This is a genomic window from Pseudomonas sp. Q1-7 (assembly GCF_028010285.1).
In the GTDB taxonomy this organism is placed as follows: Bacteria; Pseudomonadota; Gammaproteobacteria; order Pseudomonadales; family Pseudomonadaceae; genus Metapseudomonas.
The window spans coordinates 4,475,673-4,498,876 of the sequence record NZ_CP116304.1 but is presented as its reverse complement, the minus strand read 5'-3'; the positions used below and the strand labels follow the sequence as shown (position 1 = coordinate 4,498,876).

Genomic DNA, 23,204 nt, shown 5'->3' with positions numbered 1-23,204 from the left:
CCCGCGAGGCCCGACATTGGGCTTCGCTGCGCTCTGCGCCAACCTACGGAAGACTTTCGCAGGATTTCGTCATGTACCAACTCAATGACCTGCTGCACCTCATGGCCCGGCTGCGCGATCCGCAGTACGGCTGCCCCTGGGACCTGAAGCAGGACTACGCGAGCATCGTTCCCCACACCATCGAGGAAGCCTACGAAGTGGCCGACGCCATCGAGCGGGGCGACTTCGAGCACCTGCCGGGCGAGCTCGGCGACCTGCTGTTCCAAGTGGTCTATTACAGCCAGTTGGCCAGGGAGGAGGGGCGCTTCGACTTCGCCGGCGTGGTGGATGCCATCACCCGCAAGCTGGTGCGTCGCCATCCCCACGTGTTCCCCGACGGCGATCTCTATGGCGCACCGGACATGGCGCGCCTGGAAGAGGCCGCGATCAAGCAGCGCTGGGAGGAAATCAAGGCCGAAGAGCGCGCCGAGAAGGCCGCCGCGCCCGAGCAGCTCTCCTTGCTGGACGACGTGCCCGGCGCATTGCCGGCGCTGTCCCGTGCCGCCAAGCTGCAGAAGCGCGCCGCCCAGGTCGGCTTCGACTGGCCCGAGGCGCTGCCGGTGATTGACAAGCTGCGCGAGGAACTGGACGAGGTGCTGGAGGCCATGAGCGAGAACGATCCCCAGGCGATCGCCGACGAAGTGGGCGACCTGCTGTTCGTGGTGGTCAACCTGGCCCGGCACCTCAAGATCGATCCGGAAACCGCCCTGCGCGGCGCCAATGGCAAGTTCGAGCGGCGCTTCCGTTTTATCGAAGAGGCATTGCGCGATGCCGGGCGTCCCATTGAAGATTGCACCCTGGAAGAACTGGATGCCCTCTGGGGCGAAGCCAAGAAACAGGAAAAACTCGGCCTTGGCTGCTAGCAGGTAGTTTTTCAACAGCCTGATAACTCGAGAGACTGAACACCGACATGAGCCTTTCCCTCCGCGACCAGCTGCTGAAAGCCGGGCTGGTGAATGAAAAGCAGGTCAAACAGGCCACCAAGCAACAGCAGAAACAGACTCGCCTGGAAAAGAAAAACCAGGTCGAGAAGGATGATTCCCTGCGCCAGGCCGCCCAACAGGCCCAGGCCGAGAAGGCCGCACGCGATCAGGAACTGAACCGCCAGCAGCAGGAAAAGGCCGACCAGAAGGCCAGGGCTGCGCAAATCAAGCAACTGATCGAGGGCACCCGCCTGCCCAAGCTGACCAGTGACGATTACTACAACTTCGTCGACGAGAAGAAGGTCAAGCGCATCGCGGTCAACGCCCTGATGCGCGACAAGCTGAGCCGAGGTTCCCTGGCTATCGTCCGCCATGGCGGCGGTTATGAAGTGATCCCGCGTGACGCCGCGCTGCGCATCCAGGAGCGCGATCCGCGCCGCGTGGTGCTGCTCAATACCCAGCTTGAGGAGCCGGACGAGGACGATCCGTACGCGGCCTACAAGGTGCCGGACGACCTGATGTGGTGAAGAAACCGGGCGAAAGCCCGGTTTTTCATGGCGCATTCGGGGCGCCGGAAGGGCGGGCGTGCCAGGTCCTCAGCAGATCTGATTCCCCAGCAGCACCCGTCCGAAGCTCGCACCCTCCGTCAGCGGCGTGATCGCCGTGATCTGATCCAGGCGCAGGCGTTCCTGACCGCCCTCGTTCTGCACGACGAGGAATTCCTCCTTGTCCGGCGTGGTCAGGGTGGTCATGGCGCGGGCGTCCAGGCGGGCGCCGCCGGCCAGTTCGATATGCAACTGGTAGCGATGCAGGCAGGCGATCTCGATGTAGTCGTAGAGGTCGCAGGAGAGCGGCAAGTAGTCCTCGGACATGGCGAATTCCTCTGCGGCATTCCGGATGAACAGCATAGGCGCTGGCGGCGCGCCCTGGCGATTCTTCAAGTATCGGTCTGTTTCCCGCAGGCACAAAAAACCGGGCGCGGGGCCCGGTTTTCGTTGGGGGTAGGCGTCACTCCTGCAAGCCCTTGACCGGCTTGCCGTCCACCGTACCCTCCTTGAGCATGATCTGGTACTCCTTGCCGTCCTTCTCCACCTGGTGCAGGCGGACCAGCAGGTAGTCCCAGTTCTTGGCGAACCAGAGCACGGTCTTGCGGCTGCTCTGGGTGGGGTCGCGTACGCGTTCCACCTTGATCGCGTCCACCAGGCCGGCCCTGGTGCGCACGCGCTCCTCGCCCAGCACACGGAAGTCGTAGGTCTCGATCTCGTCGCCGTCGACCACCTGGTAGCTCATGCTCTTCTTGCCCTCGGCGACGTCATGCTGGAGCACCAGTTGGTAGGTGGATTTGTCCTGCAGGCCACGGTTCAAGGGGAAACGCACCTGGTTGCCGCGGTCATTGCCGATGATCTGTTTCTGGGCCCAGTCGAAATCGAACTCCACCTGCTTGCTCTTGCCCAGGCCGCTGCGGTTGAAGCGGTAGGTGAGAGGCAGGAATGCGTTGCTTTCGACGCGGAAGGTGCTCACTTCGCTGAGGCTGGCCACCAGCATGGACGCTTCGAAGTCCAGTTCCCAACGACCATTGTCGAGCTGCTTCAGGCTGCGGCCGGCGGTGCCGCTGATGGGCAGTTGCTTCCAGTCGGCGGTGTAGCTGGCCTCGAAGGGTTTCAGCTCGGCCGCCCCGGCCGGCAGGGTGAAGAAAGCGAGGAGCAACAACAAGGCACGACGCATTGGCGAATCTCCTAGTTACGCAGTTGTTGCCCGCAAGGGGGCAACGCTTGTCCATCCAGTTCGGCGCCGTCAGGGCCCAGGCGCAGCCTGCCTTCGGCAAACCAGCGCATGGCCAGCGGATAAATCCGGTGTTCCTGCACGTGAACCCGCTGGGCCAGGCTATCCGGCGTGTCGTCCGACTCTACCGGGATCAGGGCCTGCACCACCAGAGGGCCGCCATCGAGTTCCTCGGTGACGAAGTGCACGCTGCAGCCATGCTCGGCATCGCCGGCCTCCAGCGCGCGCTGGTGGGTATGCAGGCCCTTGTACTTGGGCAACAGCGACGGGTGAATGTTCAGCAGGCGCCCCTGATAGTGGCGCACGAAACCGGGCGTGAGAATCCGCATGAAACCCGCCAGCACCACCAGTTGTGGGGCGTAGGCATCGATGGTTTCGATCAGCGCGGCGTCGAAGGCTTCGCGGTCGGCATAGGCCTTGTGGTCGAGCACCCGGGTGTCGATGCCGGCCTTCTTCGCGCGCTCCAGGCCGAAGGCATCGGCGCGGTTGGAAATCACCGCGCGGATGCGGGCCGGATGGTCGTCGCCGGTGATGCTGTCGATCAGCGCCTGCAGGTTGCTGCCGGAGCCGGAGATCAGCACCACCACATCACAGCGTGCGGCCATCAGTGGCTTTTCAGGTTGTTCAGCACGACGCGCGGGGCATCTTCGGCGGCCACGGCGATTTCACCGATGATCCAGGGCTGCTCGCCGGCGGCGCGCAGGACCTTGAGCGCGGCTTCGGCCTGCTCCGGTGCAATGCAGATGACCATGCCGACGCCGCAATTGAGTACGCGGTGCATTTCGGTCTCGTCGACGTTGCCGTGCTCCTGCAGCCAGTCGAAGACCGCCGGGCGCTGCCAGCTGGCGACATCGATCACCGCTTGGGCGTTTTCCGGCAGCACGCGCGGGATGTTGTCCAGCAGGCCGCCGCCGGTGATGTGGGCCATGGCCTTCACCGCGCCGGTTTCCTTGATCAGTTGCAGCAACGGCTTGACGTAGATGCGGGTCGGCGCCATCAGCAGGTCGGCCAGGGGCTTGCCGTCGAGCTGCACCTGCTCGATGTCGGCGCCACTGACTTCGATGATCTTGCGGATCAGCGAGTAGCCGTTGGAGTGCGGGCCGGAGGAGGGCAGGGCGATCAGGGTGTCGCCGGTGCGGACCTTGGAGCCGTCGATGATCTCGGCCTTTTCCACCACGCCGACGCAGAAGCCGGCCAGGTCGTAGTCCTCGCCTTCGTACATGCCGGGCATTTCGGCGGTTTCGCCACCCACCAGGGAGCAGCCGGCCAGTTCACAACCGGCGCCGATGCCGGTGACCACGGTGGCGGCCACATCGACGTTGAGCTTGCCGGTGGCGTAGTAGTCGAGGAAGAACAGCGGCTCGGCGCCGCAGACCACCAGGTCGTTCACGCACATGGCGACCAGATCCTGGCCGATGCTGTCGTGCTTGTTCAGGTTCAGCGCCAGGCGCAGCTTGGTGCCGACGCCGTCGGTGCCGGAAACCAGCACTGGCTGCTTGTAGCCGGCCGGGATCTCGCAGAGGGCGCCGAAGCCGCCCAGTCCGCCCATCACTTCCGGGCGCGCGGTGCGCTTGGCCACGCCTTTGATGCGTTCGACCAGGGCTTCACCAGCGTCGATGTCTACACCGGCGTCCTTGTAGCTCAGGGAGGGTTGCTTGCTCATAAATCCAGGCCTATAGGGGGAAATTCGAGGATCGACCGGCAAGTCTGGCTGCCGGTTTGCGAAGGCGCGCGATTTTATCAGGCTTGCCCGGTAGCGGCCATCGGCAGCGGTCGGCCCCGCAAGAAAAGTCCCGGGAACGGACCGCGTTGCCGCGGGTCGGACGGCTGATTAAGGTATAGCCCTTCGATTGCGGCCTATGCTGCACCTGTTCGCCTCCAGAGAGTTCGTCATGCGCCTGATCGCTCAAGCTTTCCTGCTCTGCCTCACACTGCTCGGCCTGTCGGCCCATGCCGAGACGGTCAGTAACCTCTACCAGGTGCGTGAACCTGTCACCTCGCAGCAACCGGATGAGCGTAACCAGGCCCTGGTGCGCGCCCTGGACACCCTGGTGCTGCGCCTGTCCGGCGACCCCAAAGCCGCCCAGCACCCGTCCCTCGCGGCCGTGCGCCAGGACCCGCAGCAACTGATCAGCCAATATGGCTACGAAGGCCAGACCCTGGTGGTGGATTTCGACCCCATAACCACCGAACGCACCCTGCGCCAGGCCGGCATTCCGCTGTGGAGCGCCAATCGCCCGGCCATCCTGGCCTGGTGGCTGAACCGCAGTGCTGCCAGCGCCAGCCTGGTGGGGGACGGCCAGGATGCCGCCACGCCGCTGCGCCAGGCCGCGCAGAATCGGGGCTTGCCGCTGCGCCTGCCGCTGGCGGACCTCAACGAACAGCTGCTGGCGACTCCCGAACAACTCACTTCCGCCCAGCCCGGCGCACTGACCCAGGCGTCCGAGCGCTATGACGCGGATGCCCTGCTGGCGGTGGATGCCAGCGAGGCCGACGGCAAGTGGCAGGCCCAGTGGCGTCTGTGGCTGGGGGACGGCCGCGAGCAGGGCACCGCCGAAGGGGCCGACAACGCCGCGCTGGCTGACGCGGTGATGTCGGCCGTGAGCCAGCGCCTGGCGCCGCGCTTCGTGGTCGCGCCCGGTGCCGGCCAAAGCCTGGCGCTGGAGGTGCGGGGCGCCGATCTGGCCCGCTATGCCGAGCTGTCACGCCTGCTGGAACCCTTCGGCGCGCGCCTGCTGAAGGTCGATGGCGACCGCCTGGAGTACCAGGTCAACGCCAGCCCCGAACAGTTGCGCGCCCAGTTGGCCCTGGCCGGTCTGCAGGAGTCCCCGCCGGAAGCCCCGGCCGCGCCGGCTCCCGTCGCCGACCCGCAGGCTGCGCCGGCGCCCCAGGTGGTGCCGCGCAACAACCTGCTGCGCTTCCACTGGTAGCGGGCGTAAACTGCTGGCCTACCCGCTCCGGGAACGTCATGCACCAGTTGCCCAACCTGTTGACCCTGCTGCGCCTGGCACTCGTCCTGCCGATTGCCGGGCTGCTGCTGTCCGACCGGCATGCCCAGGCGCTGGTGCTGTTCGCCGTGGCGGGTTGCTCCGATGCCCTGGATGGTTTCCTGGCTCGGCGCTTCGGCTGGACCAGCCGCTTCGGTTCCCTGTTCGATCCGCTGGCGGACAAGCTGCTGCTGGTGACCAGCTTCATCTGCCTGACCCTCACCCAGGTGCTGCCGCTCTGGCTGACGTTGGTTGTGTGCCTGCGGGACCTGCTGATCCTGCTGGGGGCCGGCCTGTTCCGGGTACTGGTCGGACCCGCGGCGTTCTTGCCGAACCTGTTGGGCAAGCTGACCACGCTGTTGCAGATGCTGTTGGTGCTGAGCCTGCTGCTGGAGCTCAGTCTGATGCCGATAATGGCTGGGCTGCGCGGGCCGCTGGGCGGGTTGGTGCTGGTGGTGACACTGGGCAGTGGGGCCCAGTACATCTGGGAATGGGGACGGAAATTTCGCTACGCAAGGATGAGGGCCTGACATGACCGACTCGCGCCGCTGGCTCTGGCTGGGTGGCTTGTTGCTTCTGGGCTGGCTGCTGTACCAGCTGCTTCCCGTGCTTTCGCCCTTCCTGGTGGGTATGTTGCTGGCCTACCTGGGCGACCCGCTGGTGGACCGCCTGGAACGCTCGGGTCTGTCCCGCACCTGGGGGGTGGTGCTGGTTTTCGGCCTGTTCGGGCTGATCCTGCTGGCCCTGCTGCTGGTGCTGCTGCCCATGCTCGGCCGCCAGTTGTTGCGTCTCTACGAGGTTGCGCCGCAGATGCTCGACTGGCTGCAACAGTCCGCGTTGCCCTGGGCTCAAGGCCAGTTGGGACTACCCGGGGATTTCTGGCGCTTCGACCGACTCAAGGCGGTGCTCAGCGGTCATCTCGGCCAGACTGGCGACATCGCTGGCACCTTGCTGGCCAGTGTTACCGCCTCCGGGCTGGCGTTGCTGGGTTGGTTGGGCAACCTGCTGCTGATCCCGGTGGTGGGCTTCTACCTGTTGCGGGACTGGGACCTGATGATGACCAAGCTGCGCGGCCTGCTGCCGCGCACTCGCGAGTCCTACATTGTCGGGCTGGTGGGGGAGTGCCACGAGGTGCTGGGGGCCTTCGTTCGGGGCCAACTGCTGGTGATGCTGGCGCTGGGCCTGATCTACGCGGCTGGCCTGATGCTGGTGGGCCTGGATCTGGGGCTGTTGATCGGCCTGCTGGCGGGCCTTGCCAGCATCGTGCCCTACATGGGCTTCGTGGTGGGATTCGGCGCCGCGCTGATCGCCACCCTGTTCCAGTTCGGCGGCTTCGAACTCTATCCGCTGATCGGCGTGGCCGCGGTTTTCGGCGTGGGCCAATTGCTCGAAGGCATGTTGCTGACGCCGCTGCTGGTGGGCGATCGCATCGGGCTGCATCCAGTGGCGGTGATCTTTGCGATACTTGCCGGCGGCCAGCTGTTTGGCTTCACCGGCGTGCTGCTGGCTTTGCCCGTGGCGGCGGTGATCATGGTTTTGCTGCGCCATGCGCATGATTTCTATAAACTTTCCGACCTTTACGGACAGTCGAGTAGCGGTCCCGACGACCCTCCCAGTACGGCATGACACCGATCCAGCTTCCCCTGAGTGTGCGTCTGCGTGACGACGCCACCTTCGCCAACTTCTATCCCGGCGCCAACGCTGCGGCTCTCGGCTATGTCGAGCGCCTGTGCGAGCCCGACGCCGGCTGGACCGAGAGCCTGATCTATCTCTGGGGAGGCGAGGGTGCCGGGCGCAGTCACCTGCTGCAGGCCGCCTGCCTGCGCTTCGAGCAGCGCGACGAGCAGGCGATCTACCTGCCAATGGACGAACTGGTGCACTACGGTCCGGAAGTCTTCGACAATCTGGAACAGTGCGAGCTGGTGTGCCTGGACGACTTGCACGCGCTGGCCGGACGCCCGGAGTGGGAAGAGGGATTGTTCCACCTGTTCAACCGCCTGCGTGATGCTGGCCGAAAGCTGTTGCTGTCGGCCAGCAAATCGCCGCGCGAGTTGGGCATTAAACTGCCGGACCTGAAGTCGCGCCTCACCCTGGCCCTGGTGTTCCAGCTCCACGCCCTGTCCGACGAGGACAAACTGCGTGCCCTGCAGTTGCGTGCCTCGCGCCGTGGCCTGCACCTGACCGATGAGGTCGGGCGTTTCATCCTTACCCGTGGTCCGCGCAGCATGAATCTGCTCTTCGACCTGCTGGACATCCTCGACCAGGCCTCGCTGCAGGCCCAGCGCAAGCTGACCATTCCCTTCCTCAAGGAAATCTTCGGCTGGTAGTCGACCCGAAGTGGTTGTCTAGTCCTGAAATAGGTTTACACCTATCAGGCCAGGATCCAGACCTCAAAACGCCCGATGCACCGCATCGGGCGTTTTGTATTTCAGGGCTTGGTGAGGGCGTTCCCGGTTATAGATGTCCACGGCCTCGCGCACCATCCGGCGGGCTTGTACCAGGTTCGCTGGAGTCTGGGTCAGCAGTTCGTTCTTCAGGATGCCGTTGACCCGCTCGGCCAGGGCGTTCTGGTAGCAGTCATAGCCATCGGTCATCGAGCAGGTAATGCCGTGCTGGGCATGCAGGCGTTGGTAATGCGCCGAGCAGTACTGGATGCCACGGTCCGAGTGATGCACCAGGGGCTGGCGCGTCCGGCGCCGCTGCAAGGCCAGGCTAAAAGCCCGGGCAACCGACTCGGCATGCAGCCCTTCATGGACATGGTGCCCCACGATCTTGCGCGAGTAGGCATCGGTGACCAGGCTCAGGTACAACGGGCCGCTTTGGCTGGGCAGGTAGGTGATGTCGGCGACCCAGACCCGTTCCGGCGCGTCGGGCTGCACTTGCTGCGGGCCGGGCTTGAGCAGATTGGGGTGGCGATAGAAGCGGTGAAAGCTTTGAGTGGTCTTGTGATACGCCCGCTTGGGCAAGATCAGCAGCCGGTGCTCGGCCAGCACGCGAAACAGGCGATCCCGCCCGACCCGCAGCCTCGGGTCGGCCTGACGCTGAAGCACGAAATGCAGTTTCCGTGTGCCCAGGCGCGGCTGACGCATCCGCAGGTGCCGCACGAACTGGGCGACCTGTCGATCCTGATGGCCGCGGCGATCCGCCGTCCGGTTGCGCTGGTAATAGGCCTGGCGACTGATGCCCATGAACTGGCAAGCCCTGCTAACGCTCAGCCCTTGGACTTGCCTTTGCGTGAGGACTTGCCGGTACGCTTTTTACGATGGAAACGCCGTAGTCGTTCTTCAGCACATCCACCACGGCCTCAAAGAACTGGGCCTTCTGGTTGGCTAGCTCCAGCTGCTGCTCCAGTTCCTTGATGCGTTGCTCGGGGGTCAAGGGTCGATCGGGCTCGGACACGGAAAGGCTCCTTGCGGTACGGATGGACGCCCCCTGGCTCCAATCCTGCCGACCGTGCTTGCGTAACCACACCAACACCGTCGACCGACCCTGGATGCCATAACGGGCCTGAGCCTCCTTGTAACTCATTTCGCCCTTTTCGACCTGGTCGACGACCGCCAATTTAAAAGCCAGCGTGTAATCGCGCTGGCTACGTCGTACACCTTGCGCCATGGGACGCTCCTGAAAACAAAGGCCAAGGTGTAAACCTTATTCAGGACGGGACAGGTGGAAGCGAAAAGCCCGGCTGGAACGCCGGGCTTTTTCGTATCGGAGCGGGAATCACTCCCCGGCGAGCTTGCGATTGTACTGGAAGCGCCAGCGGGTATAGAGCAGCGCGGCGCAGAACAGCAGCAGGCTGAGCCCGGCCTCCAGCCAGCCGAACAGGCTGCGCGCCGGGTCGATGGCGGCGAGCACGCCCTGGATGAAATAGAGGTTCACCACGAAGCAGGCCCAGGCGTGGGCGCGGGCATTGCCCATGATCATGCCGGGCGCGAGCAGCGCCAGGGGCACCAGTTGGATGGTCAGCACGACCCAGGTGCGCGCGCCGTGAAGGTCGGCGAAGTACAGGGTGTTCACCGCCAGCAGTGCGGCCAGGGCGAGGAAGCTCGCCAGGCTGATCGCACGGCTGGCGGACATGCGCGGGGCCAGCCAGGCGAGTTCGGGGAGTTTCTTGGGTTTTCTAGCCACGCAATGTCTCCAGGCGTTGGGCGGTCTGCGCCAGGCGTTGGCCCAGGGCGCGGCAGAGGGCGATCTCGTGTTCATCCAGCGGGCGCTTGCCGTCAGCCCCCGCATGGTGGCTGGCACCGTAAGGTGTACCGCCGCCACGGGTTTCCAGGAGTGCGGGTTCGCTGTAGGGCAAGCCGGTGACCAGCATGCCGTGGTGCATCAAGGGCAGCAGCATGGACAGCAGGGTGGTCTCCTGGCCGCCATGGAGGCTGGCGGTGGAGGTGAACACGGCCGCCGGCTTGCCCACCAGTTCACCGGTGAGCCAGAGACTGCTGGTGCCGTCGAGGAAATACTTCAGCGGAGCGGCCATGTTGCCGAAGCGGGTGGGGCTGCCCAGGGCCAGGCCGGAGCAGTGGCGCAAGTCGTCCAGGGTGGCGTAGAGGGCACCGTCGGCGGGGATGTCCGGAGCCACCGATTCGCACTCGGCGGAGACCGCCGGGACGGTACGCAGGCGTGCTTCCATGCCGGTCAGCTCGACGCCGCGAGCGATCTGCCGAGCCATTTCGGCGGTGGCGCCGTGGCGGCTGTAGTAGAGAACCAGGATATAAGGCGCGCTCAAGGAAGGATCTCCAGCACCTTCTCCGGCGGCCGGCCGACCACCGCCTTGTTACCGGCCACCAGGATGGGCCGCTCGATCAGCTTGGGATGGGTGACCATGGCGGCGATCAGTTGCTCTTCGGAGAGGGCGGCGTCATCCAGGTTCAGCGCCTTGTACTCGTCTTCGCCGGTGCGCAGCAACTGGCGGGCGCTCAGGCCGAGCTTGGCCAGTAGGTCGCGCAGCTCGGCGGCGCTGGGCGGGGTTTCCAGGTAGCGCACGACGGTGGGGGCCAGGCCACGGGCTACCAGGAGTTCCAGGGCTCCGCGGGACTTGGAGCAGCGCGGGTTGTGGTAGAGGGTCAATTCAGTCATGTCGGGGGTCGCATGGGCTTGGTCGAGGCGGCTATTCTAACCGCGTCGTGGTGCCGGCCTGAACCGTACACCGCGCCTGCGGTCTGCTGAGTCGGGCCGGATCGAATCGAATCAAGGAGATGGAATGCGCCAACGCCTCACCGACGTCGTCGAATTCTGGCGCTTCCTGCTGCAGCGGTTCATTGCCGATCGTGGCACCAACAGCGCCGCCGCCCTGACCTACACCAGCCTGTTCGCGGTGGTGCCGATGATGACGGTGACCTTCACCATGCTTTCGGCCATCCCGGCCTTCCAGGGCACGGGCGAGCAGATCCAGAGCTTCATCTTCCGCAATTTCGTACCCTCCTCGGGGGAAACCCTGCAGGAGTACCTGCGCGAATTCACCGTGCAGGCGCGGCATCTGACCTGGGTCGGTGTCGGGTTGCTGGTGGTGACGGCGTTCATGATGCTGGTAACCATCGAGAAAGCCTTCAACACCATCTGGCGAGTGCGCCAGCCGCGCCGGGGGATATCCAGTTTCCTGCTTTACTGGGCGATCCTCAGCCTTGGCCCGCTGCTGCTGGGCGCGGGATTCGCAGTGAGTACCTACATCACCTCGCTGTCGCTGATCTCGGGGCCGGATGCCCTGATCGGCGCCAAGACCCTGCTCGGTTTCATGCCGTTGCTGTCCAGCATCGCCGCCTTCACCCTGATCTACGCGGCGGTGCCCAACGCCCGGGTGCCGGTGCGCCATGCCCTGGCGGGCGGTGTTTTCACGGCGTTGCTGTTCGAAGCGGCCAAGGCGTTGTTCGGGCTTTATGTCAGCTTCTTTCCTGGCTACCAACTGATCTATGGGGCCTTCGCCACGGTGCCGCTGTTCCTGCTGTGGATCTACCTGTCCTGGATCATCGTGCTGTTCGGCGCCGAACTGGTGTGCAACCTCTCCACTCCCTGGCACTGGCGCCGTCGCGCGTTGCCTCGCCTGCTGGTGCTGCTGGGGATCCTGCGGGTGTTCCACGACCGCCAGATGCGTGGCATGCCGGTGCGGCACCTGGACGTTCAGCGGGCCGGCTGGCACCTGCCGGAGGACGAGTGGCTGGAAATGCTGGAGCTGCTGGAAAGCCAGCACCTGGTCTGCCGCGCCAGCGGAGGTTCCTGGGTGCTCTGCCGCGATCTGAGCGGCTACAGTTTCTACCAGTTGCTCGCACATATGCCCTGGCCGCTGCCCAGTCTGGGACAGTTGCCCGAGCATCTGGAAGAGGAGTGGTATCCGCCCTTGCGCAAGGCCCTGGAGTTGCTTCAGGAAGAGCAGCAGGCCTTGTTCGGCGGCAGCCTGGCGCAGTGGCTCAAGCCGGGAAACGACTGACGAAATTTGTCAGCTGGCGGCAGTGCCGGTGTCTGCCCGCCCCGGCGGCGACCTGTGCGATGGCGGGCTGGTGCGGTTGGCATGTTTATGGCACTGCAGGGAAAAGGCCGTCGAGCCGATGGCCAGGGGGCGAACGCAATGGGTAGTACGAGAGACAAACTGATCCACCTGCATGAGCGCGTGCCGCAACGGGCGCTGGAGGGGCTGAATCGGGTGACCGGACTGAAGTTCCGGCATTGGCCGCAATCCCTGGCGCCGGTAAGCATGCATGAGGATCGGGAGGGAATGGCTCCGCCCCCGGAGAGCAACCGGGCATTGCCCGGCTGAAGGCTCAGGCGCGTACCTGGCGCTTGGCCGGTTCGGCCAGTTCCACTGCCTGCACGAAGAGCTCGTCAACCAACAATCCCTTGATCGGGACGGCACAGCGCAAGCGCACCTGCATCAGTTCGATCTTCTGCTTGAAGGGCAGGCGGGCGATGCCGGCCAGCAGGATCTTGCCCTTGGGATTTAGTCGGCCGTGATCCACCGCGACCTCGCGCGGTTGCCCGCCATCCATGTAGTTCACCAGCAGGGAAACCGGCAGCTCGGTCATGCCCGGCAGGTGCAACCAGGCCGCCACATTGAAATCCGCCACCCGGCCTTCGAAGGGCGTGACTGTGGAGCGGGCGACTTCGATGATACAGGCAGGAACCGGGCCGATCAGGCTGTCGTGCTGTTGCATGGGGCATCCAAGCTCGTAAAGGTACGCTTGTACCGATGGGCCGGAATTATAAGCAGCCAATCCCCTGCGAACTGTGCGCCTTGGCCGCCGTCTGGCGTGACTCGCCTCGCAGTTTGACCACTCAGGCAAGTTGCAGGGGGTAGCGCGCCACCAGCGATGAATGCAGGTTGGGTTCCGGCAGCAGTACGATGGCCTGGTTATGCACCTGTGCCAGCTGCAGCCAGAGGCTTTCCCCTTCGACGAACTGCTGGCAGGGCAGCCAGAGGCCGTGATGCCAGCCATTGCCGGGCTCCGGCGTGCTCTGCAGGACGCCGGCGTGCGTCTGGGCGCTGGGGGCGCGGCGCAGCCAGACCGGACGCGGCAGCCCTTTGAGGTAGCGCAGGCCCAGGTGCAGGCCTTCGCTGTTCTGGTAGCGCCAGCGCACCAGGGCGAGCAGCGGGGTGCTCTGGGTCTGCACCAGTACCAGTTGCCCCACCGGCAACTTATTGCCCAGGTCGCCATGGCAGAGCAGGCGGGCGCCGCCGGGGCTGGCATCGAGAAGTTGCGCGTCGCAACGCCCGGGATGCTGTGCCAACAGTTCGGCATGGATGGCGGTCAGACCCACGACCAGTTGGCAGCTTCCGGACTGCTCTGTGCGCGGGTGGCGACGTTGCTGTCGCCCCAGCCAGTGCTGGCGAACCTTTTCCAGGAGCTGGCGTTCGTTCTCGCTGCGCAGGGGCGCGGGTTCGTGCACGGCGATCAGCAGGGCACCCAGTTCGAAGCGACGCAGGTAGGAATTGGCGCCATCGGGTTGCTGATCCAGGGGCAGGCAGGGTTGGGATTCGGTCAGGTCGACGGTCGGACTGCCGTTCTCGTCCTCCTCGTCCCAGGGCAGCAGACGCGCGAGTCCGGCCAGCGGCGCCAGGGCGCCGAACAGGAGCGGGCATTCGCCTTCGCTCAGGTGGAAGGGATTGCTCAGTGCCAGCAGCAACATCTGCTGGTAGAGGCCGCGCAACGTATTGGCCGGCGTGGGGCGGAAGGCTGCGGCGACGGGCTCGTCCAGGCAGTTCTGGTGTTCGCCTATCCAGTACAGCAGGTGACTATCGCGCCACAGGCGCGGGCTCGGTTCCTGATAGAGCTGGTAGTGGCGCAGTTGGGTCTGGGCGAGGAAATGCTGGGCCATGTACAGGCACCAGGCCAGGTGGGGGCGCGAAGGCTGGTGGCCCTGGAGGATCTGCAGCAACAGGCGTTTGAAACCGCAAGCGAGTTCGTCGCAGAGCTTGACGAAGAGTGTGGGTGGAAGCGTTCGGTCCTGATAGGCCTGGGCATAGTGCCGGAACTCTTCGCCGAAGCTTTGCAGCACGCGTTGCCTTTCGAGTAAGGTCAGGGCGCTACGGTTGAGCCTGAACAAAAGCCCAAGGACCTGCTGCAAGGCACTATCCTGAGGGAGTCGGCGCGCTTCCGTGAGCAGCGTCGGCACGCTTGCCAACGGAGTGCCGTTCTCTTCCTGGATGTCCGGCACTTCCAGGCGCAAGGCATCCAGCGTCATATCAACCCCGCGTACACGAGGACCGAATGCATGGGATCGCGACTCCAAGCTGTTATAGGGGCATTCGCACTGCTGGGCGCCAGCCTGCTCCTGGCCAGCTGCTCGGACGACGTAGGTGTCGATCAGCATGGACAGAAGGTAGCGGTTGAGCGCCTCGAAGGCCAGTGGCTGGTCATCAATTACTGGGCCGAATGGTGCGCGCCGTGCCGCACTGAGATTCCCGAGCTCAACGCGCTCGCCGAGCAGCAGCGGGACAAGGGCGTGAAGGTGTTGGGTGTCAATTTCGACGGCCTGCAGGGGGATGAACTCGGTCAGGCGATCGACAAAATGGGAATTCGTTTCACCGTACTGGCCGAGGACCCCTCCAAACGCTACGACCTGCCACGCAGCGAAGCATTGCCTGTCACCTACATCATCGATGCTCAGGGCAAATTGCGTGAGCGTCTGCTGGGCGAACAGAGCGCTGCGGGCCTGACCGCTCGCCTCGAAGAATTGCGCAAGGGAGGCTAGGGCGATGGCGCGGATCTGTCTGCATGGCTACGTGAGCGGCAAGGTTCAGGGCGTGTATTACCGCCAGGCCACCCAGGAGCAGGCCGATCGCCTGGAGCTGGATGGCTGGGTGCGCAACCTGGCGGATGGCCGGGTCGAGGTGCTGGTGGAGGGGGAAGAGGCTCCCGCACGCGAGCTGGCAGCTTGGCTGGAGCAGGGGCCCGCCGATGCGCAGGTAACCGGCGTGGAGCTTCAGGAGCAGCCGCTACAGGGAATTACCGGCTTCATCGTGCGGCGCTGAGGCCGAGAGCGCGTCTGGCGCTCCCGGTGCGTCAATCCGAGTCGCCGGGGTCCGCGGCAAGTCGGCCGGCAGTGGTCATCAACGACTGGAGGAATTCCTGCTGCAGCTCCGGGTCGTTGCGGGTCAGCTCGATCAGGCTCTGTTCCAGTTCACTGGCTTCCTCTTCGAGGCCCAGTTCCGACAGGCGCTTGACGCGATGCACCCACTGCGGGACTTCGTCGTCTTCGAGGTCCTCGAAGATCAAGGCATGGGCTTCCGCCAGCTTGCCACGCAGGGCGCGGCTGATGCCCAGGGTGGCGTTGGCAGCGGTGTTGTCCATGGGGTCTTCGACGCTCAGTTGGAGCATGCCGATTCGGCTGATGTCCTGGTCGGCGAAGGGACCATCCAGCAGGTTAAGACGCAGGACGCCGTTGCGGTCGGTGAGCAGCTCATGGCTATGGTTGCCCAGCTTGACCAGCACCGGGCGCTCCGCCCAGGGCAGGCTGGAGTATTCCATCCGCCTGTCCAACTGCTTTTCGTCGATGCTCGCCAGGTTTTGCTCGGAACGACCGTTGGACTCGACGTTCATCGCCGGGTTGAGGCCGGCGAAGCCATAGCTGATCCAGTCCTTGGTGGCGGTGTCCGGCAGGCTGCCAAGCAGCACGACGTTGAGCACATTGGCACCGACACCAGCGACCACAGCCACTGCCCCGAGCGGAATCTCGTAGAGTTCCCGCCAGGGCTGGTAGGGGGTGTAGCGGTCGTAGTGACGGCTGACCTCGAACTCGGTGACTTCGAAGGTCTTCTGCTCGTTGATGCGAACGCGACGTTGCGGCAGTTCCAATACCTGGGGGGCGCCCACGTCGATCTGCAGGCTGTGACTGAGCAACTTGCGCTCGACACGCTCCTCGTGCTCGCTGCGCTGTGGCAAATGGTTGGCACAGCCGCTGACGAAAAGGGCGCCGCACAGGGCGGCGCCGACGAGGTAAGGGGAACTACGCTTGGACATTTTCTCGATCAGCGATTCACGCGGGCGGAGATGAAGGACAGGACCTCGGCGACCGGCACATTCTGGCTGTCGGCTTCGCGGCGGTTCTTGTATTCCAGGTTGCCTTCGGCCAGTCCACGCTCACTCACCACGATGCGGTGCGGGATGCCGATCAGCTCCATGTCGGCGAATTTGACGCCGGGGCTGGTCTTCTTGTCACGGTCGTCCAGCAGCACGTCGACGCCTGCGGCACGCAGTTCGGCGTAGAGCTTGTCGGTGGCTTCCTTGACGGCCGGGGTCTCGTACTTGAGCGGTACCAGGGCGACCTGGAAGGGGGCCAGGGCCGCCGGCCAGAGGATGCCGCGCTCGTCGTAGTTCTGCTCGATGGCCGCAGCCACCACGCGCGATACGCCGATGCCGTAGCAGCCCATGATCAGGGTAACCGGCTTGCCTTGCTCGCTCAGTACATTCAGCTTCATGGCTTCGCTGTATTTGGTGCCGAGCTGGAAGATGTGGCCGACCTCGATGCCGCGCTTGATGACCAGAGTACCTTTGCCGTCCGGGCTCGGGTCGCCGGCGACCACGTTGCGCAGGTCGGCGACTTCCGGCAACGGCAGGTCGCGCTCCCAGTTCACGCCGAAGTAGTGCTTGTCGTCGATATTGGCGCCGATGGCGAAATCACTCATCAGGGCCACGGAACGGTCCACCACGCAGGGCAGCGGCAGGTTCAGCGGGCCGAGGGAGCCCGCGCCGGCACCAATGGCCTGGCGCAGCTCGGCTTCGCTGGCGAACACCAGCGGGTTGGCGACCTGCGGCAGATTGGCAGCCTTGATCTCGTTGAGTTCGTGGTCGCCACGGACGATCAGTGCCACCAGCTTGCCTTCCTCGGCACCGTGTACCACCAAGGTCTTGATGGTCTTCTCGATCGGCAGGCCGAAGTTCTCCACGAGGTCGGCGATGGTCTTGGTATTGGGGGTGTCGACCAGCTTCAGTTCCTGATCCGGCGCCGGCCGCTCGGTTTCACGGGGCAGGGCTTCGGCTTTCTCGACGTTGGCGGCGTAGTCGGAGCTGTCGCTGAAGGCGATGTCGTCTTCACCGGATTCGGCCAGCACATGGAATTCGTGGGAGCCGGTGCCGCCGATGGAGCCGGTGTCGGCCAGCACGGGGCGGAAATCCAGGCCCAGGCGGCTGAACACGTTGCAGTACGCCTGGTGCATGCGGTCGTAGGTTTCCTGCAGGGATTCCTGGCTCATATGGAAGGAGTAGGCGTCCTTCATCACGAACTCACGGCCACGCATCAGGCCGAAGCGCGGGCGGATCTCGTCACGGAATTTGGTCTGGATCTGGTAGAAATTGAGCGGTAGCTGCTTGTAGCTGTTCAGCTCATTGCGCGCGAGGTCGGTGATTACTTCCTCATGGGTCGGACCTACGCAGAAATCGCGTTCATGACGGTCCTTGAGGCGAAGCAGTTCGGGGCCGTACTGCTGCCAGCGACCGGACTCCTGCCAGAGTTCTGCGGGCTGGACGGCGGGCATCAGCACTTCCAGCGCACCGGCTGCGTTCATCTCTTCGCGGACCACGGTCTCGACCTTGCGCAAAACCCGCAGACCCATTGGTAGCCAGGTGTAGAGGCCGGAGGCGAGCTTGCGGATCATGCCAGCGCGCAGCAGCAACTGGTGGCTGATCACCACGGCATCGGTGGGGGTTTCCTTGAGGGTAGACAGCAGGTACTGACTGGTACGCATGTTTGGCCGTTTTGTCGGTTGCGATGGGTTTGAATGGCTCGGCATTGTACGGCCCTGATCAAGTGGCGTACAGGATTGCGGTCCTGTCAGAGGGCGGAGGGCGACGTAGTGAGTCTGACGGCGGAACAGGTCGAGGCGCTGATTCGAGCAGGCGTGCCGATGGCGGATGACATCGATCTGAGAATCGAGCGGATGGACGAGCAGGGGGCATTAGCGCGGGTGCCGTTCCAGCCAAAATTGGTGCGTCCAGGCGGTACCTTGTCCGGTCCGACCATCATGGCGCTGGCGGATGCGGCGATGTATGCGGTGGTGCTGGGGCGCTTGGGCAAGGTCGAAATGGCAGTGACGTCCAACTTGAATATCAACTTCCTGACCCGCCCCAAGCCGGTGGACCTACTTGCTGAGGCACGGATACTTAAACTTGGTCGGCGTCAAGCGGTGTGTGAAGTTTCACTCTATTCGGCAGGCGAAGAAGATGACCTCGTTGCACATGTGACCGGGACTTATGCCTTGCCACGAGGCGATTAAAATTCGAATAGGATTTGATTAAATTTTAATCGACTTCGAAGTCAAATTCCGAATAAAAAGAAACCCGGCTTGAGCCGGGTTTCCTTTGTCACGTAGCAGTACGCAAGGGATATTAAAGGATATCCAGCGGGTACTCGGTGATTACGCGAACTTCGTCCAGGGCAGTGGAGTTGCCGGAGGTGAAGAAGGCTGCGTCGGTATTGGAGCGCCAGCTTGCGTGACGAACGCGAACGGACAGGTCCTTGGCAGGGCCTTCTTGAACCACGTACTTGACTTCGATGTCGCGTTCCCATTCCTTGCCGCCGTCACCGATGTTGGCGGCTACGAACGGGTTGTCGCTCTTGCTGCCGTCGATATCATCACCGGTGATGTAGCGAACCATGAAGCTCAGGCCAGGTACGCCGTACTCGGCCATGTTCAGGTCGTAGCGAGCCTGCATGGACTTCTCGTTCGGGCCGTTGAAGTCGGAGTACTGGACCGAGTTGGCCAGGTAGATGGAGTCGCCCGAGTTCTGGCCGTCCATCGAGATGTAGTCGAAGGGCTCGTCACCGCTCACCTTCTGGTAGGCCAGGGTGAACTTGTGCGCGCCAACAGAGTAGGCTGCAGCGGCAGACCAGGCGGTGGTGTCGATTTCGCCCGCGTTGGAGTCGCCCTTGTCGGTGGTGCGGTAGACGTTGAAGTCCAGGTTCACGGCTTGGGTATCGGCGAACGGAATGTTCCAGTTCAGGTTGCCGTAGTACTGGCGCCAGACGTCTTCCAGTTCGGCGCCGTACAGGCTGGCGCTGACATTGTCGGTGAAGGAGTAGGAGCCACCTACGTAGTCGGCGCTGTTGGCTTGGGCGCCCAGGTAGGTAGTGGTGATCTCGCCATGGCGATTGGTGGAGGCACTGCCGTCACGAATCGAGGTGAAGTGACCAGCGTCTACGTTCAGGCCTTCGATTTCGCTGCTCAGCAGTTGGAAGCCTTCAGCGGAGCCCGGGAACAGGCGGGCGGTACCGGTGGCGAATACCGGAGCGGTGGGGAACAGGTTGCCGTACTTCAGCTGGGTGTTGGAGATTTGCGCTTTGACAGCGCCACCAGCGTAGGAGTAGTCGTCCTCGGAGCGGCCGTCGGAACCGGTCGGCAGCAGGCCAGTACCATTGGTGCCGTTGCCGCTGTTGAGTTTCAGGCCCAGCATGCCGTGGGCGTCAACACCAAAACCGACGGTGCCTTGGGTGAAGCCGGACTCGTACATCGCGCTGATGCCGTGAGCCCACTCGTTGCGGTAGTTTTGGTCGGTGGCGCTGCCGAGGCGGCTGTTCGCGCCATTATTGCGGAAGTCACGGTAGAAGGCGTAGTTCTTGTTCAGCAGCTTCAGGCTGCTGTCTTCTACGAAGCCCTTGGACTCTTCCTGGGCGCTGGCGAATGCCAACTGCATGCTACCGGCGGTCACGGCCAGAGCCAGTGCGCTCCACTTCATCACTTGCATTGTGATTGCTCCTTTGGTTTTGAAGATTCTCGCCGCTTTCTTATTTAGGTGAAGGCGGTTCTTTCTTTTTGTGTCGGCGCTAACTTATAGCACGGCGACAATATTGGCGATAGTTGAAGCTTGGTCCTTACGATTTCTTCACAGTGCTGTCGCAAATCGAAAAGAACTGTGTCGCATATCTATAGGTTCGGCCTTGCATCCCTTCATCCCCTATGTTCCGAGGCACTGCGCGAGTAGGCGTCCATTGGGGGGAGCCGGAACCCGCTTGTGACCTGGCACCAGTCAAGCAAAAAGCGTGCGCAATTCGTATCGAGCAGGGAGAAAATCTACCTCGTCCCTGCAGTGCGGTTGTTTCAGCTCCTCCAATGCCTGATCCAGGTATGGTTGGAGTGTGAAGCCACTGCCCTGAAATGAGGCGCTCTGCTCGCTATATGGCTATTGACAGGCTTTCCCGGGCGGGTGTGGGTGGGTTCCAGTCCCCGTGGTTGCTGGTCCGGAGTAACCCTGGTGTTGCCGGAAGTAACGAAATGCCAAGCGTGCTCGATCCTGGTGCGCGAGCTGTCGGGTCTTCCTTTATATGGTGTGGGCGTCAGCATCGAGTTCCGCTCGCTGCGCGCCTTGGCTATGCTGCGCGCCCCGCGTTCGCCTGGTCGAGGCGGGGTGTTAATCTCGAAATTCCCATAGCCGAACAGGAGAGGCCGGTATGTTCGCCCTGGACCCAAGACTTCAGCAGGACACCCTGCCCATCGGAGATTTTCCCCTGTGCCGGCTGTTGCTGATGAACGACGCCCAATACCCTTGGTTCATCCTGGTCCCGCGTCGCGAGGAGGTCAGCGAGCTGTTCCAGCTCGGGGCCGATGAGCAGCGGGAACTTTGGCAGGAAACCACCTTCCTGGCGGAGACCCTCAAGGACACCTTTGGCGCCGACAAGATGAATATCGCCACCTTGGGCAACTTGGTCAGCCAGCTGCACATGCATGTCATCGTCCGTCGCCATGACGATTCGGCTTGGCCGGCGCCCGTTTGGGGGCGTCACCCCGCTGTGCCCTACGCGGCCGAGCAGGTGGCCGCCATTCGTGCCAAGCTGCGTCTGGTGCTCGCCGATGATTTCAGTTTTACGGAGGTATGAGCCATGAGTCTGGAAATGCGCATTGCTGACCTGGAGAGCCGCCTGGCCTTCCAGGATGACACCATCCAGACACTCAACGATGTGCTGGTCGAACAGCAGCGGCTGGTGGGCCGGCTGCAGCTCCAGGTTGCGGCGCTGGCCAAGCGCCAGGAAGAACTGCTCAGCCAGTTCGGGCCGAGCGAGGACGAGGCTCCTCCGCCCCATTACTGACCCTGAATGAAGAATCCCGCCGATTGGCGGGATTTTTCATGGTCTGGCTCAGCGTCGGCCGGGCAGGGCGGCAATCACATCTTCGGCCTGCAGGCCCTTGTCGCGTTGGATGACCGAGAATTCCACGCGTTGGCCTTCGATCAGTACACGGTGTCCTTCGCCGCGAATGGCGCGGAAGTGCACAAAGATGTCATCCCCGGAATCGCGCGAGATGAAGCCGAACCCCTTGGAGGTGTTGAACCACTTCACCGTGCCGGTTTCCCGGTTGGACATGTCCTGGGGCAGGGGCGCCGATTGAGTGACCTTGCGCAGGTTGATGGCCAGGTGCAGCGCAATGCCGGCGATCACCACCAGGAGGCTGGCAAGGATAGCCGGGCTCTCGCCGATCACTGGAAGGGGGGCCAGGAGGATCAGGGTCTGCAGGACAACAGCCAGAACCAGCAGGGCGGATACCAGGTTCTGCAATTGATAGTGCAAACCCTTGGTCCAGGCTGGAACCACTGGAGCGAGCAGCAGGTTGAGCAGGCCGCAGAAGGCCAGGTACAGCGCGTCGGGTTGTTGCAGATACGGCAGAGCGTCGGTGCGCAGGCTGGGAATGAAGGACAGCAGCAATGCGGCCGCGCCCGTCAACAGATGGACGATTTTCAGTATGTTCAATGGATTCACCTTGGAAACGGAATCTCTATGGAAGAGCCGGGGCATGCGGGATGAAAAAGGCATGGACGCCGGCCTATGCCGAGGGGTCTATGGAGCGCCCCGCAGCACGGGCTGTATTTAACCGCAAAGGGGAGGGCTTCTCAAATCAAGCGCTTAGCGCCGCTTCGGCGGTCGGTGGGTGCACCTGATTACGGCCGTTACGTTTGGCCTGATAGAGGGCGTCGTCGGCCCGGGTGATAAGGCTTTCGAGGGAGTCGCCGGGCTCCGCCAGGGCCAGGCCGAAACTGGCGGTGATGGTGTCCAGCACCTGATCCGTACGGCGGACCTTGACCCGCAGCGCCTGCATCTTGCCGCGCAATTGTTCGGCGAACGTGCGGGCCGCTTCCAGGTCCTGGCACCCGCGTAGCAGCACGCAGAACTCCTCGCCGCCATAGCGGCCGGCCATGGCGCGCGGCGGCAGCAGTTCCCGCAGCAGTTGACCCACATGCTGGAGCACGCGATCTCCCAGCGGGTGACCGAACTGGTCATTGAACTGTTTGAAATGGTCGATATCCAGCATGACCAGCGCCAGGCCTTCCTGATCGCTTTTCAGGTATTGCTCCAGCAACCGGGTGAACGCTTGGCGGTTGAACACCTGGGTCAGGCCGTCCAGGGTGGCGGCCAGTTGCGCACGTTCCAGCTGGTTGCGCAGATGCTGGATTTCCGCTTGCGCAGCACGCAGGCGATAGAGGAACTGTTCCTGCTGCTCCTGCATAAGCTGGGTGCTTTCCTGGAGATGGTTCAGCACGCTGGGCAGGTCGTCGATGATGGGTTCGTGCAGAGCGGCCAGGCCCACGGTCAGGCTGTTCTGGTAAGCCTGGCTACCATCCACGCTGCGGCTGACGTCGCCTTCGATGTCGTCCACCAGGTCGATGACCTGTTGCTGGCCGTGGCGCGCCTCTTCCAGTTCGCCGCGGATGATGTACTCGCGGAACAGCTTGATGGCCGAATCCGGGGGGAAGACATCGAAGTCGTGGGTGATCTTGTCCAGGCGGCGATTGAGGTCCGGCTCCATGCCCTTGCTGTAGGTGTACCAGAGGGCATAGTGAATCGGGTTCGGCGGAATGGCATGGCGCACCATATGAGGAACGGCCTGCTTCAGCAGGTCGGCCGCCTCACGGGTTTCTTCGGGGAAAAGCTCAAGCAGCGACGGATACTTCGAAGGCTGGCTCATGCACTTCACTGTGGCGAGATATCGAATGGCCAGAGCATAGAACAGGCAGGCTGTCACGCATAGCGAAAGGCCCGGTTTCCCGGTAATGCTGTTCAC

The 23,204-nt window shown here is 63.5% G+C and carries 28 protein-coding genes and 1 pseudogene; 13 read left to right on the top strand and 16 right to left on the bottom strand.

The features are described 5' to 3' along the window. Positions 1–71: 71 nt before the first annotated feature. Both mazG and PJW05_RS20875 read left to right on the top strand, forming a co-directional pair. Entirely contained in the window at positions 72–902 is an 831-nt protein-coding gene (mazG, locus tag PJW05_RS20880; protein WP_271408862.1) for a nucleoside triphosphate pyrophosphohydrolase, read from the top strand. A 47-nt stretch (positions 903–949) separates the two neighbouring features. Next, positions 950–1,489 carry a DUF2058 domain-containing protein gene (locus PJW05_RS20875; RefSeq protein WP_271408861.1) on the top strand — a complete coding sequence of 180 codons (540 nt, stop codon included), beginning with the start codon at positions 950–952 and terminating at the stop codon, positions 1,487–1,489. 69 nt (positions 1,490–1,558) lie between these two features. Here PJW05_RS20875 and PJW05_RS20870 read toward each other — a convergent pair whose 3' ends face one another. From PJW05_RS20870 to purM, 4 genes are all read right to left on the bottom strand, one after another. Beyond that, positions 1,559–1,834 carry a Rho-binding antiterminator gene (locus PJW05_RS20870; protein ID WP_271408860.1) on the bottom strand — a complete coding sequence of 92 codons (276 nt, stop codon included), beginning with the start codon at positions 1,832–1,834 and terminating at the stop codon, positions 1,559–1,561. Between the two features lie 136 nt (positions 1,835–1,970). Then, positions 1,971–2,687 (bottom strand): DUF3108 domain-containing protein, encoded by a 717-nt coding sequence (locus PJW05_RS20865; RefSeq protein ID WP_271408859.1) that lies wholly within the window; start codon positions 2,685–2,687, stop codon positions 1,971–1,973. 11 nt (positions 2,688–2,698) lie between these two features. Next, entirely contained in the window at positions 2,699–3,349 is a 651-nt protein-coding gene (purN, locus tag PJW05_RS20860) for a phosphoribosylglycinamide formyltransferase (RefSeq protein ID WP_271408858.1), read from the bottom strand. Continuing rightward, entirely contained in the window at positions 3,349–4,407 is a 1,059-nt protein-coding gene (gene purM / locus PJW05_RS20855) for a phosphoribosylformylglycinamidine cyclo-ligase (protein ID WP_271408857.1), read from the bottom strand. The genes purN and purM overlap by 1 nt, the downstream gene beginning before the upstream one ends. Before the next feature lie 229 nt (positions 4,408–4,636). Between purM and PJW05_RS20850 the strand changes: the two genes are divergently transcribed. The 4 genes from PJW05_RS20850 to hda are packed head-to-tail and all read left to right on the top strand — an operon-like array spanning position 4,637 to position 8,058. Further along, positions 4,637–5,674: a DUF2066 domain-containing protein gene (locus PJW05_RS20850; RefSeq protein ID WP_271408856.1), complete on the top strand. Its 1,038-nt coding sequence runs from the start codon at positions 4,637–4,639 to the stop codon at positions 5,672–5,674. A 38-nt stretch (positions 5,675–5,712) separates the two neighbouring features. Next, positions 5,713–6,261, top strand: coding sequence for a CDP-alcohol phosphatidyltransferase family protein (locus PJW05_RS20845; RefSeq protein ID WP_271408855.1), 549 nt, complete (start codon positions 5,713–5,715; stop codon positions 6,259–6,261). A gap of 1 nt (position 6,262) precedes the next feature. Next, the gene (locus PJW05_RS20840; RefSeq protein WP_271408854.1) at positions 6,263–7,357 is read left to right on the top strand and encodes an AI-2E family transporter; all 1,095 of its coding nucleotides are present in this window, start codon (positions 6,263–6,265) and stop codon (positions 7,355–7,357) included. After that, positions 7,354–8,058 carry a DnaA regulatory inactivator Hda gene (gene hda / locus PJW05_RS20835; RefSeq protein ID WP_028627573.1) on the top strand — a complete coding sequence of 235 codons (705 nt, stop codon included), beginning with the start codon at positions 7,354–7,356 and terminating at the stop codon, positions 8,056–8,058. The genes PJW05_RS20840 and hda overlap by 4 nt, the downstream gene beginning before the upstream one ends. Positions 8,059–8,121: 63 nt before the next feature. On the opposite strand, the gene PJW05_RS20830 is transcribed toward hda, so the two are convergent. The 4 genes from PJW05_RS20830 to arsC form a co-directional block, all read right to left on the bottom strand. Continuing rightward, positions 8,122–9,343, bottom strand: a protein-coding gene (locus PJW05_RS20830; protein ID WP_271408853.1) for an IS3 family transposase whose coding sequence is annotated in 2 segments (ribosomal slippage) — positions 8,122–8,989 and positions 8,988–9,343 — 1,224 coding nt in all. Because the reading frame shifts where the segments join, the coding sequence is not laid out codon by codon here. 108 nt (positions 9,344–9,451) lie between these two features. After that, positions 9,452–9,859, bottom strand: a complete 408-nt coding sequence (locus PJW05_RS20825; RefSeq protein WP_271408852.1) for a DUF2069 domain-containing protein — start codon at positions 9,857–9,859, stop codon at positions 9,452–9,454. Next, entirely contained in the window at positions 9,852–10,457 is a 606-nt protein-coding gene (gene wrbA, locus PJW05_RS20820) for an NAD(P)H:quinone oxidoreductase (RefSeq protein ID WP_271408851.1), read from the bottom strand. The genes PJW05_RS20825 and wrbA overlap by 8 nt, the downstream gene beginning before the upstream one ends. Further along, the gene (gene arsC / locus PJW05_RS20815; protein WP_271408850.1) at positions 10,454–10,807 is read right to left on the bottom strand and encodes an arsenate reductase (glutaredoxin); all 354 of its coding nucleotides are present in this window, start codon (positions 10,805–10,807) and stop codon (positions 10,454–10,456) included. Before arsC ends, wrbA begins: the two co-directional genes overlap by 4 nt. Positions 10,808–10,931: 124 nt before the next feature. Between arsC and PJW05_RS20810 the strand changes: the two genes are divergently transcribed. Together PJW05_RS20810 and PJW05_RS20805 are read left to right on the top strand one after the other, a co-directional pair. Beyond that, positions 10,932–12,152 (top strand): virulence factor BrkB family protein, encoded by a 1,221-nt coding sequence (locus PJW05_RS20810; protein ID WP_271408849.1) that lies wholly within the window; start codon positions 10,932–10,934, stop codon positions 12,150–12,152. 138 nt (positions 12,153–12,290) lie between these two features. Next, a complete protein-coding gene (locus PJW05_RS20805; RefSeq protein ID WP_271408848.1) occupies positions 12,291–12,479 on the top strand; it encodes a hypothetical protein in 189 nt (62 codons plus the stop codon). A gap of 4 nt (positions 12,480–12,483) precedes the next feature. Here the strand turns inward: PJW05_RS20805 and PJW05_RS20800 are convergent, their stop codons facing one another. Next, positions 12,484–12,873 (bottom strand): hypothetical protein, encoded by a 390-nt coding sequence (locus PJW05_RS20800; RefSeq protein WP_271408847.1) that lies wholly within the window; start codon positions 12,871–12,873, stop codon positions 12,484–12,486. 121 nt (positions 12,874–12,994) lie between these two features. Beyond that, a complete protein-coding gene (locus PJW05_RS20795; protein WP_271408846.1) occupies positions 12,995–14,401 on the bottom strand; it encodes a PilZ domain-containing protein in 1,407 nt (468 codons plus the stop codon). Positions 14,402–14,431: 30 nt separating this feature from the next. On the opposite strand from PJW05_RS20795, the gene PJW05_RS20790 reads away from it, so the two are divergent. Together PJW05_RS20790 and PJW05_RS20785 are read left to right on the top strand one after the other, a co-directional pair. Continuing rightward, positions 14,432–14,911 (top strand): TlpA disulfide reductase family protein, encoded by a 480-nt coding sequence (locus PJW05_RS20790; protein WP_271408845.1) that lies wholly within the window; start codon positions 14,432–14,434, stop codon positions 14,909–14,911. Between the two features lie 4 nt (positions 14,912–14,915). Next, the gene (locus PJW05_RS20785; RefSeq protein WP_271408844.1) at positions 14,916–15,191 is read left to right on the top strand and encodes an acylphosphatase; all 276 of its coding nucleotides are present in this window, start codon (positions 14,916–14,918) and stop codon (positions 15,189–15,191) included. 31 nt (positions 15,192–15,222) lie between these two features. Here PJW05_RS20785 and PJW05_RS20780 read toward each other — a convergent pair whose 3' ends face one another. Next, a complete protein-coding gene (locus tag PJW05_RS20780) occupies positions 15,223–16,179 on the bottom strand; it encodes a hypothetical protein (protein ID WP_271408843.1) in 957 nt (318 codons plus the stop codon). Positions 16,180–16,187: 8 nt separating this feature from the next. Then, positions 16,188–17,903, bottom strand: coding sequence for a proline--tRNA ligase (locus PJW05_RS20775; RefSeq protein ID WP_271408842.1), 1,716 nt, complete (start codon positions 17,901–17,903; stop codon positions 16,188–16,190). Between the two features lie 114 nt (positions 17,904–18,017). On the opposite strand from PJW05_RS20775, the gene PJW05_RS20770 reads away from it, so the two are divergent. Then, positions 18,018–18,431: a PaaI family thioesterase gene (locus PJW05_RS20770; RefSeq protein WP_271412278.1), complete on the top strand. Its 414-nt coding sequence runs from the start codon at positions 18,018–18,020 to the stop codon at positions 18,429–18,431. A 112-nt stretch (positions 18,432–18,543) separates the two neighbouring features. Here the strand turns inward: PJW05_RS20770 and PJW05_RS20765 are convergent, their stop codons facing one another. Further along, on the bottom strand, positions 18,544–19,899 hold the full coding sequence (locus PJW05_RS20765; RefSeq protein ID WP_271408841.1) for an OprD family porin: 1,356 nt from the start codon (positions 19,897–19,899) through the stop codon (positions 18,544–18,546). A gap of 703 nt (positions 19,900–20,602) precedes the next feature. Between PJW05_RS20765 and PJW05_RS20760 the strand changes: the two genes are divergently transcribed. Together PJW05_RS20760 and PJW05_RS20755 are read left to right on the top strand one after the other, a co-directional pair. Further along, positions 20,603–21,028, top strand: a complete 426-nt coding sequence (locus PJW05_RS20760) for an HIT family protein (RefSeq protein WP_271408840.1) — start codon at positions 20,603–20,605, stop codon at positions 21,026–21,028. 3 nt (positions 21,029–21,031) lie between these two features. Next, complete coding sequence (locus PJW05_RS20755) at positions 21,032–21,238, top strand: SlyX family protein (RefSeq protein WP_271408839.1); 207 nt, start codon at positions 21,032–21,034, stop codon at positions 21,236–21,238. Positions 21,239–21,286: 48 nt separating this feature from the next. Here the strand turns inward: PJW05_RS20755 and PJW05_RS20750 are convergent, their stop codons facing one another. From PJW05_RS20750 to PJW05_RS20745, 3 genes and pseudogenes are all read right to left on the bottom strand, one after another. Next, positions 21,287–21,511: a cold shock domain-containing protein gene (locus PJW05_RS20750; protein ID WP_271412277.1), complete on the bottom strand. Its 225-nt coding sequence runs from the start codon at positions 21,509–21,511 to the stop codon at positions 21,287–21,289. Positions 21,512–21,613: 102 nt separating this feature from the next. After that, a pseudogene (locus PJW05_RS26640) lies at positions 21,614–21,940 on the bottom strand (cold shock domain-containing protein membrane protein); the annotation flags it as partial. A gap of 100 nt (positions 21,941–22,040) precedes the next feature. Further along, positions 22,041–23,108 (bottom strand): GGDEF domain-containing protein, encoded by a 1,068-nt coding sequence (locus PJW05_RS20745; RefSeq protein WP_271408838.1) that lies wholly within the window; start codon positions 23,106–23,108, stop codon positions 22,041–22,043. Between the last annotated feature and the right edge of the window lie 96 nt (positions 23,109–23,204).